This is a genomic window from Streptomyces aurantiaciflavus, from assembly GCF_049808595.1.
Taxonomy (GTDB): domain Bacteria; phylum Actinomycetota; class Actinomycetes; order Streptomycetales; family Streptomycetaceae; genus Streptomyces.
The window spans coordinates 1-15,162 of sequence record NZ_JBNCAQ010000048.1; the positions used below are offsets into that span (position 1 = coordinate 1).

The window sequence follows — 15,162 nt, forward strand, 5'->3', positions numbered from 1 at the left end:
GCCGTCCCTCACCCCGCCCCCGACGTCGTCAGCTCCCTCCACCCGCATCCCCCTCAGAAAGAGGACCCGCACCCTCATGACCGCCGTCGTCACCCGCAGCGAACACGACCTGCTCGGAGACCGGGACGTCCCCGCCGACGCCTACTGGGGCGTCCACACCCTGCGCGCCACCGAGAACTTCCCCATCACCGGCACCCCCATCTCCGCCTACCCGCACCTGATCGACGCCCTCGCCGCCGTCAAGGAGGCCGCCGCCCTCGCCAACGAGGAACTGGGCCTGCTGGCACCCGAGAAGGCCGCCGCGATCGTCGCCGCCTGCCGGGATATCCGGGCCGGCAAGCTGCACGAGCAGTTCGTCGTGGACGTCGTCCAGGGCGGCGCGGGCACCTCCACCAACATGAACGCCAACGAGGTGATCGCCAACCGGGCGCTGGAGCTGCTGGGCCACGCCAAGGGCCAGTACAACCACCTGCACCCCAACGAGGACGTCAACCTCGGCCAGTCGACGAACGACGTCTACCCGACCGCCGTCAAGATCGCGACCGTGTTCGCGGTGCGCGGCCTGCTCAAGGCCATGGCCGTCCTGCAGGACGCGTTCGCGCGCAAGGCCGTCGAGTTCCGCGACGTGCTCAAGATGGGCCGCACCCAGCTGCAGGACGCCGTGCCGATGACACTCGGCCAGGAGTTCTCCGCGTTCGCCGTCATGCTGGACGAGGACCGGTCCCGTCTCGCCGAGGCCGTCGAGCTGATCCACGAGATCAACCTGGGCGCCACGGCCATCGGCACGGGCCTCAACGCCCCCGCCGGATACGCCGAGTCGGCCCGCCGCCACCTCGCCGAGATCACCGGCCTGCCGCTGGTCACCGCCGCCAACCTGGTCGAGGCCACCCAGGACTGCGGCGCGTTCGTGCAGATGTCCGGCGTCCTCAAGCGCATCGCGGTGAAGCTCTCCAAGAGCTGCAACGACCTGCGGCTGCTGTCCTCCGGGCCGCGCGCCGGCCTGGGCGAGATCAACCTGCCGCCGGTGCAGGCGGGTTCGTCGATCATGCCGGGCAAGGTCAACCCGGTGATTCCCGAGGTCGTCAACCAGGTCGCCTTCGAGGTGATCGGCAACGACGTCACCATCACCATGGCCGCCGAGGCCGGACAGCTCCAGCTCAACGCCTTCGAGCCGATCATCCTGCACTCCCTGTCGGAGTCCGTCACCCATCTGCGTGCGGCCTGCCTCACCCTCGCCGAGCGCTGCGTGGCCGGCATCACCGCCAACACCGAGGCCCTGCGCGCCACGGTGGAGAACTCCATCGGCCTGGTCACCGCCCTCAACCCGCACATCGGCTACACGGCCGCCACCGACATCGCCAAGGAAGCCCTCGCCACCGGCCGCGGAGTCGCCGAACTCGTCCTGGAGAAGGGCCTGTTGCCCGCCGAGACCCTTGCCGACCTGCTGCGGCCGGAGGTCGTGGCGGGCAGCGGCTCACCCCTTGCGTGACCAGCTCTGACCTGCGGTGACGCACCAGGACCGGCCAGGAGGAGCACAATGGCGATCATGACAACGACGTCGTCCCTCACCTTCCAGCCGGTCCTGGAGCGCATCGCCGAGGAGATGGAGCGCACTCCCGGCCGCGGCCGGCCCGCCGACTACATCCCGGCGCTCGCCGCCCGCGACCCCCGCCGCTTCGGCATGGCCGTGGCGGAACTGGACGGCACGGTGTACGGCGTGGGGGACTGGCGCGAGCCGTTCTCCACGCAGTCCATCACCAAGGTCTTCACCCTCGCCCTCGACCTGGCCCGCGAGGGCGACGAACTCTGGGAGCACGTGGGCCGCGAGCCCTCCGGCAACCCGTTCAACTCCCTGGTCCAGCTGGAGTACGAGAACGGCATCCCACGCAACCCCTTCATCAACGCGGGCGCCCTCGTCGTCACCGACCGTCTCCACACCCGTACCGCGGACGCGGCCGGCGAACTGCTGTCGTTCCTGCGCGCCGAGAGCGGCAACCCCGCGCTCGACTTCGACCAGGAGGTCGCCGCCTCGGAGTCCGCGCACGGCGACCGCAACGCCGCGCTCGCCCATTTCATGGCGTCCTACGGCAACATCGACAACCCGGTACCGGCCTTGCTGGACCAGTACTTCCGCCAGTGCTCGATCACCGCCTCCTGCGCCGACCTGGCCCTGGCGACCACCTTCCTCGCCCGCCACGGCGTCCGCGCCGACGGCAGCCGCCTGCTCAGCCGCAGCCAGGCCAAACAGGTCAACGCCGTCATGCTGACCTGCGGCACCTACGACGCGGCCGGCGACTTCGCCTACCGCGTCGGCCTCCCCGGCAAGAGCGGCGTGGGCGGCGGCGTCATCGCGGTCGTCCCCGGCCGCTGCACCCTGTGCGTGTGGAGCCCGGGCCTGGACGAACACGGCAACTCGGTGGCGGGGGTGGCGGCCCTGGACCGCTTCACCACGATGACGGGCCTGTCGGTCTTCTGAACGCTCCCGCACGCTTCCCGAGCGTCCCTCGGGAACCGTCGCACTCGCCGTCGTCGCCACCGGACCGACACCGCGGTGAGCGCCGGGGCCGTGGCCATGACCTCAGCCTCGCCGCCCTCCGTGCCGCGTCCTGAGTACCCATGCTCAACCCCTGAACCGCTTAATGCAGTTGAGGCCGCACCCGCCCACCGGCGAGGATCCTCCGCATGTTCTCGCGCAAGCTCCGCCGCCCCACGTCCCCCGAACTGCTCAAGGCCTGGGAGCGTCTCGACGAAGGCGACGTCCCCGGCGCGCTGCGCCAGTTGCGGCAGGCCCCCGAGCCCCAGCCCCTCGCGGAGGTCGCCCTCGTGGTCGGACGGGCCGCGCAGGCCGCCGGGTTCGACGACCTCCGGCGGGCCGCCGACGCGCTCGCCGCCGAGCCCGACAAGGCGCAGGCCCTCTACGACTTCGGGTACGCGTGCGTGGAGCGCGGCGTCTCCTACCTCGCGATACCCCCGCTGCGCGAGGCCCTGCGGCTGGCGCCGGGCGCCCTGTCGGCCCTGCGGGAACTGGTCTCGGCGTACGAGGACGAGAGCCGGCACCGCGAGGCCGCCGACGTGCTGGTCGCGCACGAGCAGCGGTTCGCGCAGTGGCCGGACCGCTACCTGCTGGTCTTCAACGCCGTCCTGGCGGGCGACCTGGAGCTGGCCCGCCGCCACCACGCCCTGCTCCCGGCCCCGGACGACGACATGTGGCTGCCCGCCCGCGACCGCCAGAACCGTGTCCTGCGGCGGGCCGAGAACGCCGGGCACGCGACCACGCTGGACCGTACGGACCTCCGCGGCTGGCAGTACGTCATCGGCGGCACCGTGCTCGGCACGCTGTCCCCGTACGGCTTCGGCGCGGGCATGGCCGGCCGGTTCGCCTTCCTCCAGGACAGCCACGACACCTGTCTGCGGGGCCTGCTCAGGCTGCAGGCGGTGCTGGAGGCCGCCGAGGTGCGGCCGCGGTCGGTGTCGCTGCTGCCCGACCGCGGCAGTCGCATCCTGGGCCTGGCCGCAGCGCGGATCCTCGGCCTCCCGGCGGAGCCCTTCGACGCCGAACGCCAGGACACGGTCGTCATCGCCTACGACCTGAACGAGACGGCCGGCGCCGACCGGGGCCCGGAGATCCTCGGCCAGTTGTTCGACCGTGTCCCGGGCCAGGTGCTCCACGAGCACGCGAGCTGCTGGACCGACACACCGGCGGTCACCCCCGACAGCGTCACCCTGCTGCACCAGTCGGTCGTGGCGCCCTGGGGCGCGGGACTGCGGCAGACCGCCGACGGCGGTGTGGAGCAGGGCGAGCCCGACGAGCGGCCCGAGGCGGAGATCGCCGCGGAGATCGTGGCCGCCGACCCGACGCCCGACCCCGGCGACGGCGAGACGCCCGCGGACCCCGTCGAGCGGCTCACGGACTTCGTCACGGCCGTCCGCGGCACCTGGCTGCGGGGTGACCGGGCCCGGGTGAAGTCGTCCGGACCCGTGTCCAGCGCCCGCTTCCTCTGATCCTCCGGGACGCTCGCACGGCGGTCACGCGCAGGCCGCCGCCCGGAAGGCGGAACGTCGCTTTCCGGCCACCCGGCGTTGACACGCTGACCGAGTGTTGGCCATGGCTTTCCCCGTCGATCTCCGTCGCTGTCAGGTGCTGGGCCTGGCCGGCACCGCCTGCCTCGCGCTGGGCGGTGAGACGGCCGGAGCACTGCCCGCCCGTGAGCTCCTCGCGCCGTCCTCGCCGCACGCCGTACTCGGCCTGGTCGGCGTGTACTTCGGGCTGGTGCTGCTGACCGCGGCCTGGGTGCTGCTCGGCCGTCTGGTGCGCGGCGGCGACCCGCCCACCCCGCGCGCCCTGGTGCTGGTGCTCGCCGTGTGGGCGGCGCCGCTGCTGATCGCGCCGCCGCTGTTCAGCCGGGACGTCTACAGCTATCTGGCCCAGGGCGCGATGGTCGACGCGCACATGGACGTCTACGCGCACGGCCCGGCCCGGCTCGGCGGCCCGCTCGCCGACGAGGTCGCCCCGCTGTGGCGGCACACCGGCGCCCCCTACGGCCCGGTGTTCCTCGCTGTCGCGGCCGCCCTGTCCGCCCTGACCAGCGGCGAACTCCCCGCCGGGCTGGTCGGCATGCGGTGCGTCGCGCTCTGCGGGGTGGCGCTGATGGCCGCCGCCCTGCCACGCCTGGCCCGGCACAGCGGCACCGACCCGGCCGCCGCCCTGTGGCTGGGCGCCCTCAATCCGCTGGTCCTGCTGCACCTGGTGGCCGGCGCCCACAACGACGCGATCATGCTGGGCCTGCTCGGCGTCGGCCTGGTCGCCGCCCTCGGCCGCCGACCGGTCCTCGGCGCCGTCTTGGTCACCCTCGCCGCCCTGGTCAAGGTGCCCGCCGCCCTCGGCCTCGCCGCCGTCCTGGTCCTCCGACTGCGCGCGGGCCACCACTGGCTGCGTGCCGCCCTGACCACCACGGCGGCCTCCGCCGCCACCACGGTCATCGCGACCGCCGTCGCGGGCACCGGCTACGGCTGGACAGGCGCCCTGGACACCCCGGTCTCCCCGCAGAACTGGGCCCTCACCAGCCTCCTCGGCCGTGCCACCCGCTCCCTGCTGGAGACCCTCGGCAGCGACCTCGCCCCGCTGGCCGTCCCCGTCTGGCACGCACTGGGCCTCGCCGTCACCGCCGTCGCCCTGGTCGTCATATGGTGGCGGCTGCGTCCGCGCCCGGTGTACGCGCTCGGCCTGAGCCTCGCGACGGTCGCCGCGTTCGGCCCGGCGATCCGTCCCTGGTACGCACTGTGGGGCCTGTTCCTCATCGCCGCCGCGGCTCCCAGCACCTCCGTACGGCACCGGATGGCGGCCGTGGCCGGAGTCCTCGCCCTGGCCGTCCTGCCCGACGGCGGTCCGGCCGACGCGGGCCGGCTGCTCCTCGCGGTCTCCGGCGGCGCGCTCGCGGTCGTCGTCCTGTGGCAGGCCCACCTCGCGGCGCAGGCCCCGGCCGCCCTGGGGCGTACGGCATGAGGGCACCCCGCACCGATCGCGGACGCCTCCTCCTGGTTCTTGCCCTCGCCACCGCCGTGACCGTCTTCACCGCGACGGTCCCGCTGCTGCGCGACTGGTTCGACCTGCGCGTCTACTACGGCACCGTCAACACCTGGATCCACGACGGGGGACGGGTCTACGACTACCGCGTGCCGGGTACGCCGTACGGCTTCACCTACCCGCCGTTCGCGGCCGTCGTCATGCTGCCGATGGCGCTCGTCGGACTGCGCACGGCGATCGCGGCGGCCCTGCTGCTCAACCTGACGGCCCTCACCGTCTCCGTGCGCGTCCTGGCCGGCCCGGTCCGGCGCCGCCACGGCTGGTACGGCGTCGCCCTCGCCGCCTGCGCCCTCGCCCTGTTCGAACCGCTGCGGGACACCTTCAGCTTCGGACAGGTGAACCTCGTGCTGCTGGCCCTGGTCCTGACCGACTGCCTGCTGCTGTCCACCGGCCGGGGCCGCTGGGCCGGGATCGGTATCGGCCTCGCGGCGGCGATCAAGCTGACGCCGGCGCTCTTCATCGGCCTGCTGCTGGTCGCCGGCCGCCGGCGCGCGGCCGCGGTCGCCACGGGTGTCGCCGTCGGGGCCACGGCGTTCGCGGCCCTGGTCGCCCCGGACGCCTCCCGTTTCTACTGGACGCGGGCCCTGTGGGACACGAGCCGGGTGGGCCGCCTCGACTACGTCTCCAACCAGTCGATCCAGGGCATCCTGGCCCGGCTGGGCGTGGAGAGCCGGGCCGTCTGGGCGGTGCTGGTCGTGCTGGTGCTGTGCGGCTGGGCCTGGCGGTCCCGGCGCGCGGTGACCGCGGGGGACTGGCAGGCGGCCTTCGCCCTCACCGGTCTCACCGCCTGCCTGGTCAGCCCCATCACCTGGGTGCACCATCTGGTCTGGCTGCTGCCGTCGTTCGCGGTGCTGGTCCGCGCCGGGCATCCACGCGTCGCGGCCGCCCTGTACGCGGTGCTGTGCACCAGCGTGGTGTGGCTGTGGTTCGACGACGCGTCCGGCGTCGACGGCTTCCTCGGCAGCAACCTCTACACCTGGATCACGCTGGGCCTGCTCGTGGGGCTGCCGACCGGTCACTTCCCCGACGGGCGGCGTCCCGCCGCCCACAGCACCAGCGCCACCACGGCTCCGCCCAACACGGCGGCGCCCGTGATGACGGCCGCCTCCGACCAGCCGGGCCCGTCGTCGACGGCGGCCGCGGCCACCACGGGCGCCACCGCGTCGGGCCCCGGCCGTGGCCGCGCCGGCGCCCGCAGCGCGTCCAGCGAGCCCACCGGATCGACCCGCCCCGCCGCCTCGAACCCCCAGTCGAGCAGTTCGCGCGCCTCCTCGTAGACCGCGAACCCGCCGCCCGCCCGCGGGTGCATCACCGTCACGACGAGGGTGCGCGGGCCCCGGCGGGCGGCGGCGACGAGTGTGTTGCCTGCCTCGCTGGTGTAGCCGTTCTTGATGCCGATCAGCCCCGGATACGGTTCGACTCCGTTCGCGCCGGTCAGCAGTCGGTTGGTGTTCACGATCTCGTACGGCCGTCCCCCGCCCCCGGGGAACCGCGCCTGCGCGGTGGCGCAGTACCGGGCGAAGTCGGCGTTGCGCAGACCGGCCCGCCCGAACACCGCCAGGTCGTAGGCGGAGGACACCTGGCCCGGGGTGTCGTATCCGTCCGGTGACAGCACGCGGGTGTCCAGGGCGCCCAGGGACCGGGCCTTGGCCTGCATCCGGGCCGCCGTGGTGCGCCAGCCGCCGTTCATCGCGGCCAGGACGTGCACGGCGTCGTTGCCCGAGTTGAGGAACACCCCGCGCCACAGGTCGGCGACCCGGTACCGCCGCCCCTCGACGACCCCGACCAGACTGCTGCCGGGCCCGATGCCGGCGAGTTCCTCGTCGGTCACCCGGTGCGGGAGGCCTCCCGGCAGGACCGGCAGCACGGTGAGGGCGAACAAGGTCTTGAGGGTGCTGGCGGGCGGCAGCTTGCGATGGGCGTTCGACGCGGCGAGCACCTCGCCGGTGCGGGCGTCGGCCACCACCCATGACATCGCGGAGAGGTCCGGGACCTCGGGCGCTCCGCGGTGCGGTCTGACCTGGGTACCGGAGCGGTACAGCAGCGCCGGGCGGGGCAGCGCCGCCCGTGGCTCGCCGGGTGTGCCGGGGTCCGGTCCGGCGAGGGCCGCGGCCGGCCCGAGGGCCAGGAGGCTTGCCAGACAGAGGGCGCAGGCCGAGGCAGCGCCCTGAGAAGAGAATCTGATCATCATATGATCAACCTAGAAACGAACCCGGCCTTCCCCGCGCTGCCCGTGCCGAACACCGCACGCGTGCACCCGGATGCCGCATGCCGAGTGCGCCGTAGGGCCGTGGGACCGGAGGGACCGGGTCCCTACGGCTGTGTCGAGGGCCTGCGGCATGATCCGCCGGACAGGCCCCTAGGCAGCCGGCAGCGTCGGGTGGATGCGGCGCAGGAACGTCGCGTTGTCCGGCGTTTCCCGCATCCGCTCCAGGAGTGTCTCGAGGTTCGCCTGGCCGTCGCGGGTCTGCAGCGCGCGGCGCAGTCCGCGCAGGGCGGTCGCCTCGCCGGGGGAGAGGAGGAGTTCCTCGCGGCGGGTGCCGGAGGCGTTGATGTCGACGGCCGGGAAGACGCGGCGGGACGCCGGTTCGCGGTCGAGACGGAGCTCCATGTTGCCGGTGCTCTTCAGCTCCTCGAAGAAGAAGTCGTCGGCGCGCGAGCCGGTCTCGACGAGTGCGGTGGCGAGGATGGTGAGCGAGCCGCCCTCCTCGGCCGCCCGGGCGGCGCCGAAGAACCGCTTGGGGCCGATGAGCGCGGTCGCGTCGACCCCGCCGCTGAGGGTGCGGCCCCCGGCGGCGGCCGCGTTGTTGTGGGCCCGGCACAGCCGGGTCAGCGAGTCGAGCAGGACCACGACGTCCTCGCCCGCCTCGACGAGCCGCTTGGCCCGCTCGACGACGAGTTCCGCGAGGGCGATGTGCTGCTTGGGCGCCCGGTCGAAGGTCGAGGCGTACACCTCGCCGCGCACGGAGCGCCGCATGTCGGTGACTTCCTCGGGGCGCTCGTCGAGCAGCACCATCATCAGCCGGGCCTGCGGATGGTTGCCCGCGACGGCGGCGGCGATCTGCTGGAGCAGGACCGTCTTGCCCGTCTTGGGCGGGGCGACGAGCAGCCCGCGCTGACCCTTGCCGACGGGTGCGAGCAGGTCGATGACGCGTCCGGCGAGACCGGCCGCCGGGTGTTCGAGCCGCAGCCGCTCGTGCGGATGCAGCGGTGTGAGATCCCGGAAGTGCCGGCGCCCGCGCAGTTCCTCCGGCGTACGGCCGTTGACGCGCGCCACGTCGGTCAGCGCGCGCTGCGCGCCGCGCATCCCTTCGACGAAGTCGCCCTTGCGCAGGCCGAGCCGGCGGATCAGCGCGGCCGGGACCTGGAGGTCGGTGGGGGAGGGCAGGCAGTGCTCGGCCCGCAGGTGCCCCTTCCCGTTGCCGTCGATGTCGAGGACACCGGTGACGAGCTGGGCCGGGGACTGCTGGACAGCCGGGTGTTCGAGAGTGGTGGTCATGGTGGTCGGTCCTTTCGAGGACGGAAGGCATGAGGCATGCGGAGGAAGGGAGGGAAGCCGCGAGGCGGAGGGACGGTGTGCGCGCGTCCTCCGGCGGCGGAGAGCATCACCTGGGGCGGAGTGAAACCGCAGGTCACAAGGTGTGCGGGAGAGCCGGGGCGCCGCCGGTTGCGACGGGTGGGCCCAGCGGACTGAGGAGAGAACAGCACCGGCGCCCACAGCGGGGCGTACACACGTGCTGACCGGAGCGTAGCACCCGGGGTGTGGCCGTGGCCATGGGACGGGGGCACGGCACTTGTTGATCGGCACTTCTCAGGTGCGCTGTTCGAGTGCGACTCCTGTGGGGTGAACGCCGGAGCGGCCCTGCCCATTCCCGCTCCGTGGCCGGGCATGGCCCCGCTCTGTGGCCGGGCATGGCCCCGCTCTGTGGCCGGGCACGGCCCCGGTTCCCTCAACGGTCCGGACCGCGATGTCACCGGTCGGCACCAGAAGTCCCCAGACCATAACGATCCTGGACGACAAGGGACTTGACCGCCCACACTGCACTATCTTCACGTCATGTCCACGCCGCCCAAGCCTTCGCAGCAGCCCGAGCAGCCGTCCGGGGCGTCGGTGCAGCCGAGCGCGTATCCCTATCCGCATCCGCAGTCGCCCGGTCCGGGCGGGGCGGGGAGCTTCCCCCCGGCGTCGCCCGCGCCGGCGCCGGGTCCGCAGAACTTCTACGCACAGCCGACCCTGGCCGGTCAGCCCGGTCAGCCCGGTCAGCCCGGTCAGCCCGGTCAGCCCGGTCAGCCCGGTCAGCCCGGTCAGCCTCTGGCCGGTCACCCGTACGCCCAGCAGCCCGGGTATCCCTCCGCGGCCGCTCCTTCGCCCGCCGGCAACGGCGGCGCCGGACGGGCGGTCCTGTGGGCCGCTGTCGGAGCGGTCGTGGCGTCCGCCGCGTGGGCGGCAGGCGTCTTCCTGATCGGCGCCGCCGGGGACGCGGACCTGCGCGGCTACACGGCGCCGGCGAACCTCTGCTCCGACACGGACTACTCGTCCTTCCGGACGGAGTACCCGGACGACGACGGCTCGCCGACGCACACTTCCCTCAAGGACAGAGCCCTCGACGAGAGTTACTGCAGCATCGGCCTGAAGAAGACCGGGTCGAGCTACGCGGACGCGTACCTCTCCACCCAGGTGACACTGCACAAGAAGACGGACCCCGGGCCGGAGTTCACGGCCACGTGGAAGAACTACGCCGAGAACCACTCCGGTTACGACGTGGAGACCGTCGAGGGCCTGGGTGAGGAGGCCTATCTGGTCAGCGAGGACACCACCACCGACTCCTCAAGCGGTTCCCTCTACGCCACCCTCGCCGTCCGGGACGGCTGGACGACGTACACGATGAGCTACAGCGTCTACCTGTCCTCGTACGACAAGGGCGACCCGCCGGAGCTCGACGACGTGACCGACTGGATGAAGTCGGACAGCAGGTCCACGCTGGAGGCGCTCAAGGGCTGACGCCCGGTACCGGGCTCGCGGTGGGGCCCCTGCCTCACCCGGCCCGTCCCTCCGCCTCCTTCAGGATGTCCTCGAACTGCGCCCCCATCGCCGCGGCAAGCGCCTGCGCACCCGACAACGGCCTTACCATCACCGTCAGTTCGTCGATGAGGCCGTTGTCGTCGACGTGGACGAAGTCGCATCCGCTCAGTTCCCGCTCGCCCACCCGGGTCCGGAACACGAGCGCGTGGTCGCGGCCGTCCGCCCCGGTCAGCTCCCGCTCGTACCGCAGGTCCTCGAAGACCCGGAAGACACCCCGCAGGATCGCCGCGGTGATCGCCCTGCCCTCGTACGGCTTGAACACCACCGGGCTGGTGAACACCACGTTCTCGGCCAGCAGGGCCTCGACGGCGTCCAGGTCCCCGGCCTCGACCGCCTCACGGAACGCGCGCATCGGACCACCTCTTCCTTACTCAATTATTTGACTAGGTGCCGGTGAGGATAGGTGCCTGTCGTCAGGGTGTCCACAGGGATAGGCTGACGCCGATGTTCAGCCCCGAAGGCCCCACACTGCGCGAACTCGCCGTCCAGGCGCTGTCGTCCGTCGAGCGCGGCTACGACCTGCTCGCGCCGAAGTTCGACCACACGCCCTTCCGCACCCCCGACTCCGTCCTGACCGCGGTGACCTCGGCCCTGCGCCGGACGGGCCCCTACGACGACGGACTCGACCTGTGCTGCGGCACCGGCGCCGGCGTCGACGTGCTGGCGGCGGTGTGCCGGCGCAGTGTCACCGGCGTCGACTTCAGCGCGGGCATGCTCGACGTGGCCCGCGAGCGCGCGCACCCGGCGGGCCCGCGGGTGTCGTGGGTGCGCGCGGACGCCCGTGCGCTGCCGTTCACGGCCGCCTTCGACCTCGTCGTCAGCTTCGGAGCGTTCGGGCACTTCCTGCCCCGGGAGCTGCCGGGTCTCTTCACACAGGTGCACGGGGCGCTGCGGCCGGGCGGCCGGTTCGCGTTCCCCGTGCTCGCCCCGCCCCGCGCCTCCTCCCCGGCCTTCTGGATGCTGCTCGGCTTCGACGTCGCGATGCGGGTGCGCAACGCCCTGTGGCGGCCGCCGTTCGTGATGTACTACCGCGCGTTCCGGCTCGGCGAGGTGCGCCGGGAACTGGAGCGCGCCGGATTCCGCGTGGACCTCCACGCCCTGCCCGAGTTCGGGACCAGGAGCGACGGAAGCCCACGCGTCCGGATGGTCGAGGCGCGACGAGTGCGCTGACCTACCTGACCGATATGGCCGACGGGACTTCGGCCGACAGGGTCAGACGAAGCGCCGTACGAACGACAGGGCCGTGTCCGCGACCTCCTGCCAGCCGTGGTCGATGGTCAGGGCGTGGCCGCGGTCCTTGACCTCGACGCTCGGTGACCCCCGGGTTGGCCTGCTGCTTCCCGGCCGGCCCGACTCCTGGTCGCCGGGAGCCGTACGGGCTTGTGCGCCCCTGGAGCCGGCATGGGTCACCACCGGGGAGGAGCGGGCGGCCCGATCGGCCGGGGCCGGGCCGCCCCAGGCCTCTCACAACGCGCTGTACACGGCCTCCACCAGCGCCATCTTGCGCGGGTCGTTCGCGATGTGCGGCCCCATGCGGTTCATGACGTAACCCACCGACACCCCCGCCTCCGGGTCGGCGAGACCGCACGAGCCGCCGAAGCCGTCGTGTCCGAAAGCCCGCGGATTGGGTCCGTACGAGCCGTTCGGGCCGCTGAGCCACAGGCCGAGCCCGACCTCCGTCTCGTGCGCGAAGCCGGTGCCCAGTACCAGGTCCCGGCAGCTGCCCTGCCCCTCGCGCACCCGCTCGGCCGCCTCCGGGGACAGGACGCGCCGGCCTCCGTAGGAACCCCGGCCGGCGAGAACGCCGTACAGCGCGGCGACCGCCCGTGCGGTGCCGTGGCCGTTCGCGGCGGGGATCTCGGCGGCCCGCCAGCCGGGCGAGTTGGCCTCGTCGGCGCCCACCGGGGGATTGGCCAGCGCGGCGATGGCCGCGGGCGCCAACTGGCTGAAGACCGCGGCCTGTTCACTGCTCGACGCGGCCTGCGGATGCAGCAGCTCGGCAGCCCGCCCGGCCTCCTTCTCCGGCAGGCCGATGGTGAAGTCGATGCCGAGCGGGCCCGTCACCTCCCGCTCCAGGAAGGCGCCGGGCAGCAGCCCCGAGACACGCCGGACGACCTCCCCGACCAGGAAGCCGTAGGTGAACGCGTGATACCCGGACCGCGTGCCCGGCTCCCACCAGGGCTCCGTCGCCGCGAGGCGCGCGGTCGTCAGCTCCCAGTCGTAGAGCTGCTCCAGCGTGTGCGGCTCGCGCAGCCCGGACAGTCCCGCGCGGTGCGACAGCAGATGCCGGACGAGGATCCGCTCCTTGCCCGCCGCGGCGAACTCGGGCCAGTACTCGGCCACCGGCGCGTCGAGGTCGAGCAGGCCCCGGTCGGCCAGGATGTGCGCGCACAGCGCCGTCGGCCCCTTCGACGTCGACCACACGTTGACCAGCGTGTCCCGCTCCCACGCGCGCGTGCGCGCCCGGTCGGCCCAGCCGCCCCACAGGTCGGCCACGGTCACGCCGTCGACCGTGACGGTCACCGCGGCGCCGAGCTCGCCGCGCTCCCGGAAGTTCTCCTCGAACGCGGCGCGCACCGCCGCGAACCGCTCGTCGCAGTGACCGTGAACCTGTGGAACGTGTGGCACCTGTCCGGACATGGGCCCTCCGTGATCCGCCGGGACCCCGGGCCGCGACGGTGCGCCCCGGGCTCCCTGAACGTACCGACTGGTCGGACCGGAGGGAAGGAGGCGGGCGGTCTCAGGCGTGCGACCGCAGCCAGCGCAGCTTGGCCGCCTCGTGGTAGGGGCCGCCGCCCTCGTGGTCGTTGAAGTCGTACACCTCGATCGCCTTGTCCTCGTGCGCCCACGCGTTGAAGGCGGCGAACACGGTCGACGGCGGGCAGGTCTGGTCCTCCAGGGCCACCGAGAAGAAGGCGGGAGCCGAGCCGCGCGACGCGAAGTGCACGCCGTCGAAGTACGACAGGGTGCGCAGCGCGTCCTGCGTGCGCCCGCGGTGCGTCTTGAGGAACAGGCCTATCTCGCGGTACGGGTGACGGTCCGTCAGTGTCGCCGCGCGAGGGAAGTCGCACAGGAACGGCACGTCCGGGGCGATCGCCACCAGGTCCGGCACCAGGCCGCCCACGGCGATCGTGATGCCGCCGCCCTGGCTCGCGCCGATCGCCGCCGTCCGCGCCGCGTCGGTCAGCGGATGCGAACGGGCCGCCTCGACGGCGCGCACCGCGTCGGTGAAGACCCGGCGGTAGTAGTAGTGCTCGGGGGCGTCGATGCCCCGCGTCATGAAACCGGGGTACGCCGGCGCGCCGCCCACCGGATCGGCGGTCGCGCCGCCGCCGCCCCAGGCGCTGCCCTGGCCGCGGGTGTCCATGATGAAGTGCGCCCGGCCCGTCGACGCCCACAGCAGGTGCTCGTGCGGCAGACCGCGGCCGCCCCCGTAGCCCACGAACTCCACGACCAGCGGCAGCGGCTCCTCGGCCGCCGCCGGCAGCGTCAGCCAGCCCTTCACGGGGTGACCCCCGAACCCGGAGAACGTCACGTCGTACACCTGCACGGTCGCCAGCCCCGTGTCGACCGGCTCGAAGCGCGCGTCCAGGTCGTGCTCGCGGGCCTCCTGGAGGGTCTTGGACCAGAACGCGTCGAAGTCCGCCGGCTCGGTGGACGCGCTGCGGTACTCGTGGAGCTCCTCGAGGGACAGGTCGAACAGGGCCATGAACAACCGCCTTTTGTTAAGTGGCCGTACGAATGAGCACACCGTACGTGGGGGGCGGGAGCGCTCGCCAGACCCCGCTCAGGCCGTGGACACGGGGGAGCTCACGCGCGGCGTCGGCTCCACTCCGGGCCCGTCCGGGCCCACTCCCGGTCCCATTCGGCGAGCCGGTGCCGCATCGCCACCCCGCGGACCACCGCGTGCCCGACCAGCACTGTCACGGCCGTGCCGCCCGCCGCGGCCACACCCATGGTGAGGGTGTGCTGCCACACCGCCGTGCCGTCCGCCGGCGGGCCCACGCTGCGCCCCCGCGCGTCGAACCACACGTCGACCACATCACCCCGCTGCGTGCCGGCCGGGACCCGCGCGGTGGCCGTCCGCGTGCCCTGCCCCGGCTCCGTCCAGCGCACGGCCACCCGGTACGAGTCCTCCCGGCCGCCCTGCACCGACGGCAGGACCTCCGGAGGCCGGCCCACGACCTCGGCCCGCACCCGCTGCCGCTCCGCCCGCTGCTCGGCCGCCATCCCCCGCGCCTCGTCATGGGCCCACCGGCCCACCAGGGCCCCCGTCAGGGGCGCGCCCACCAGCAGCAGGACGGCGACCACCAGAGCCGTCCACGCCGCCACCACGTCCGACCGGCGCCGCAGTGGATTGCGTCGCCAGCGCCAGCCGCGCACCCGGGTTCGCATGTGACCTCCTCGCCGTCATGCGGACGAGTGCCCACATGGAGGAAATACCCCCGTTCGGGTGAGATCGTGCACTCCGGAGGCGGGCGGTGAGCGGTGACGA

General features: G+C 73.2%; 13 protein-coding genes and 1 pseudogene. 7 read left to right on the plus strand and 7 right to left on the minus strand.

From position 1 onward, the window contains the following. Positions 1-76: 76 nt before the first annotated feature. The 5 genes from aspA (at position 77) to ACPT94_RS37875 (ending at position 6,861) form a co-directional block, all read left to right on the plus strand. The gene (gene aspA, locus ACPT94_RS37855) at positions 77-1,489 is read left to right on the plus strand and encodes an aspartate ammonia-lyase (RefSeq protein ID WP_425247903.1); all 1,413 of its coding nucleotides are present in this window, start codon (positions 77-79) and stop codon (positions 1,487-1,489) included. A gap of 48 nt (positions 1,490-1,537) precedes the next feature. Continuing rightward, a complete protein-coding gene (locus ACPT94_RS37860) occupies positions 1,538-2,476 on the plus strand; it encodes a glutaminase (protein WP_360335679.1) in 939 nt (312 codons plus the stop codon). A gap of 206 nt (positions 2,477-2,682) precedes the next feature. Continuing rightward, entirely contained in the window at positions 2,683-4,002 is a 1,320-nt protein-coding gene (locus tag ACPT94_RS37865; RefSeq protein WP_360335677.1) for a hypothetical protein, read from the plus strand. Between the two features lie 103 nt (positions 4,003-4,105). Further along, the gene (gene mptB, locus ACPT94_RS37870; protein WP_425247884.1) at positions 4,106-5,503 is read left to right on the plus strand and encodes a polyprenol phosphomannose-dependent alpha 1,6 mannosyltransferase MptB; all 1,398 of its coding nucleotides are present in this window, start codon (positions 4,106-4,108) and stop codon (positions 5,501-5,503) included. Further along, positions 5,500-6,861 (plus strand): glycosyltransferase 87 family protein, encoded by a 1,362-nt coding sequence (locus tag ACPT94_RS37875; RefSeq protein ID WP_360335673.1) that lies wholly within the window; start codon positions 5,500-5,502, stop codon positions 6,859-6,861. Before mptB ends, ACPT94_RS37875 begins: the two co-directional genes overlap by 4 nt. A gap of 38 nt (positions 6,862-6,899) precedes the next feature. Here the strand turns inward: ACPT94_RS37875 and ACPT94_RS37880 are convergent. Both ACPT94_RS37880 and rho read right to left on the minus strand, forming a co-directional pair. Then, positions 6,900-7,775 (minus strand): annotated as a pseudogene (locus ACPT94_RS37880) (D-alanyl-D-alanine carboxypeptidase family protein); the annotation flags it as partial. 168 nt (positions 7,776-7,943) lie between these two features. Then, positions 7,944-9,083: a transcription termination factor Rho gene (rho, locus tag ACPT94_RS37885; RefSeq protein WP_360335671.1), complete on the minus strand. Its 1,140-nt coding sequence runs from the start codon at positions 9,081-9,083 to the stop codon at positions 7,944-7,946. Positions 9,084-9,641: 558 nt separating this feature from the next. Here rho and ACPT94_RS37890 point away from each other — a divergent pair. Beyond that, a complete protein-coding gene (locus ACPT94_RS37890) occupies positions 9,642-10,586 on the plus strand; it encodes a hypothetical protein (protein WP_425247885.1) in 945 nt (314 codons plus the stop codon). 34 nt (positions 10,587-10,620) lie between these two features. On the opposite strand, the gene ACPT94_RS37895 is transcribed toward ACPT94_RS37890, so the two are convergent. Beyond that, positions 10,621-11,019 carry a nuclear transport factor 2 family protein gene (locus ACPT94_RS37895; protein ID WP_360335667.1) on the minus strand — a complete coding sequence of 133 codons (399 nt, stop codon included), beginning with the start codon at positions 11,017-11,019 and terminating at the stop codon, positions 10,621-10,623. A 92-nt stretch (positions 11,020-11,111) separates the two neighbouring features. Here ACPT94_RS37895 and ACPT94_RS37900 point away from each other — a divergent pair, with 92 nt between their 5' ends. Continuing rightward, the gene (locus ACPT94_RS37900) at positions 11,112-11,837 is read left to right on the plus strand and encodes a class I SAM-dependent methyltransferase (RefSeq protein ID WP_425247886.1); all 726 of its coding nucleotides are present in this window, start codon (positions 11,112-11,114) and stop codon (positions 11,835-11,837) included. Between the two features lie 42 nt (positions 11,838-11,879). On the opposite strand, the gene ACPT94_RS37905 is transcribed toward ACPT94_RS37900, so the two are convergent. The 4 genes from ACPT94_RS37905 to ACPT94_RS37920 form a co-directional block, all read right to left on the minus strand. Continuing rightward, complete coding sequence (locus ACPT94_RS37905; protein ID WP_360335663.1) at positions 11,880-12,080, minus strand: hypothetical protein; 201 nt, start codon at positions 12,078-12,080, stop codon at positions 11,880-11,882. 51 nt (positions 12,081-12,131) lie between these two features. After that, entirely contained in the window at positions 12,132-13,307 is a 1,176-nt protein-coding gene (locus ACPT94_RS37910; RefSeq protein WP_360335661.1) for a serine hydrolase domain-containing protein, read from the minus strand. A 100-nt stretch (positions 13,308-13,407) separates the two neighbouring features. Continuing rightward, positions 13,408-14,376, minus strand: a complete 969-nt coding sequence (locus ACPT94_RS37915) for an acetylxylan esterase (protein ID WP_360335659.1) — start codon at positions 14,374-14,376, stop codon at positions 13,408-13,410. A 101-nt stretch (positions 14,377-14,477) separates the two neighbouring features. Next, the gene (locus tag ACPT94_RS37920) at positions 14,478-15,062 is read right to left on the minus strand and encodes an Rv1733c family protein (RefSeq protein WP_360335657.1); all 585 of its coding nucleotides are present in this window, start codon (positions 15,060-15,062) and stop codon (positions 14,478-14,480) included. Positions 15,063-15,162: the final 100 nt, after the last annotated feature.

What these genes read in the sequence shown, in the direction of transcription:
- aspA (WP_425247903.1), top strand. Translation starts at nt 77, where the DNA reads ATGACCGCCGTCGTCACCCGCAGCGAACACGACCTGCTCGGAGACCGG.
- ACPT94_RS37860 (WP_360335679.1), top strand. Translation starts at nt 1,538, where the DNA reads ATGGCGATCATGACAACGACGTCGTCCCTCACCTTCCAGCCGGTCCTG.
- ACPT94_RS37865 (WP_360335677.1), top strand. Translation starts at nt 2,683, where the DNA reads ATGTTCTCGCGCAAGCTCCGCCGCCCCACGTCCCCCGAACTGCTCAAG.
- mptB (WP_425247884.1), top strand. Translation starts at nt 4,106, where the DNA reads ATGGCTTTCCCCGTCGATCTCCGTCGCTGTCAGGTGCTGGGCCTGGCC.
- ACPT94_RS37875 (WP_360335673.1), top strand. Translation starts at nt 5,500, where the DNA reads ATGAGGGCACCCCGCACCGATCGCGGACGCCTCCTCCTGGTTCTTGCC.
- rho (WP_360335671.1), bottom strand. Translation starts at nt 9,083, where the DNA reads ATGACCACCACTCTCGAACACCCGGCTGTCCAGCAGTCCCCGGCCCAG.
- ACPT94_RS37890 (WP_425247885.1), top strand. Translation starts at nt 9,642, where the DNA reads ATGTCCACGCCGCCCAAGCCTTCGCAGCAGCCCGAGCAGCCGTCCGGG.
- ACPT94_RS37895 (WP_360335667.1), bottom strand. Translation starts at nt 11,019, where the DNA reads ATGCGCGCGTTCCGTGAGGCGGTCGAGGCCGGGGACCTGGACGCCGTC.
- ACPT94_RS37900 (WP_425247886.1), top strand. Translation starts at nt 11,112, where the DNA reads ATGTTCAGCCCCGAAGGCCCCACACTGCGCGAACTCGCCGTCCAGGCG.
- ACPT94_RS37910 (WP_360335661.1), bottom strand. Translation starts at nt 13,307, where the DNA reads ATGTCCGGACAGGTGCCACACGTTCCACAGGTTCACGGTCACTGCGAC.
- ACPT94_RS37915 (WP_360335659.1), bottom strand. Translation starts at nt 14,376, where the DNA reads ATGGCCCTGTTCGACCTGTCCCTCGAGGAGCTCCACGAGTACCGCAGC.
- ACPT94_RS37920 (WP_360335657.1), bottom strand. Translation starts at nt 15,062, where the DNA reads ATGCGAACCCGGGTGCGCGGCTGGCGCTGGCGACGCAATCCACTGCGG.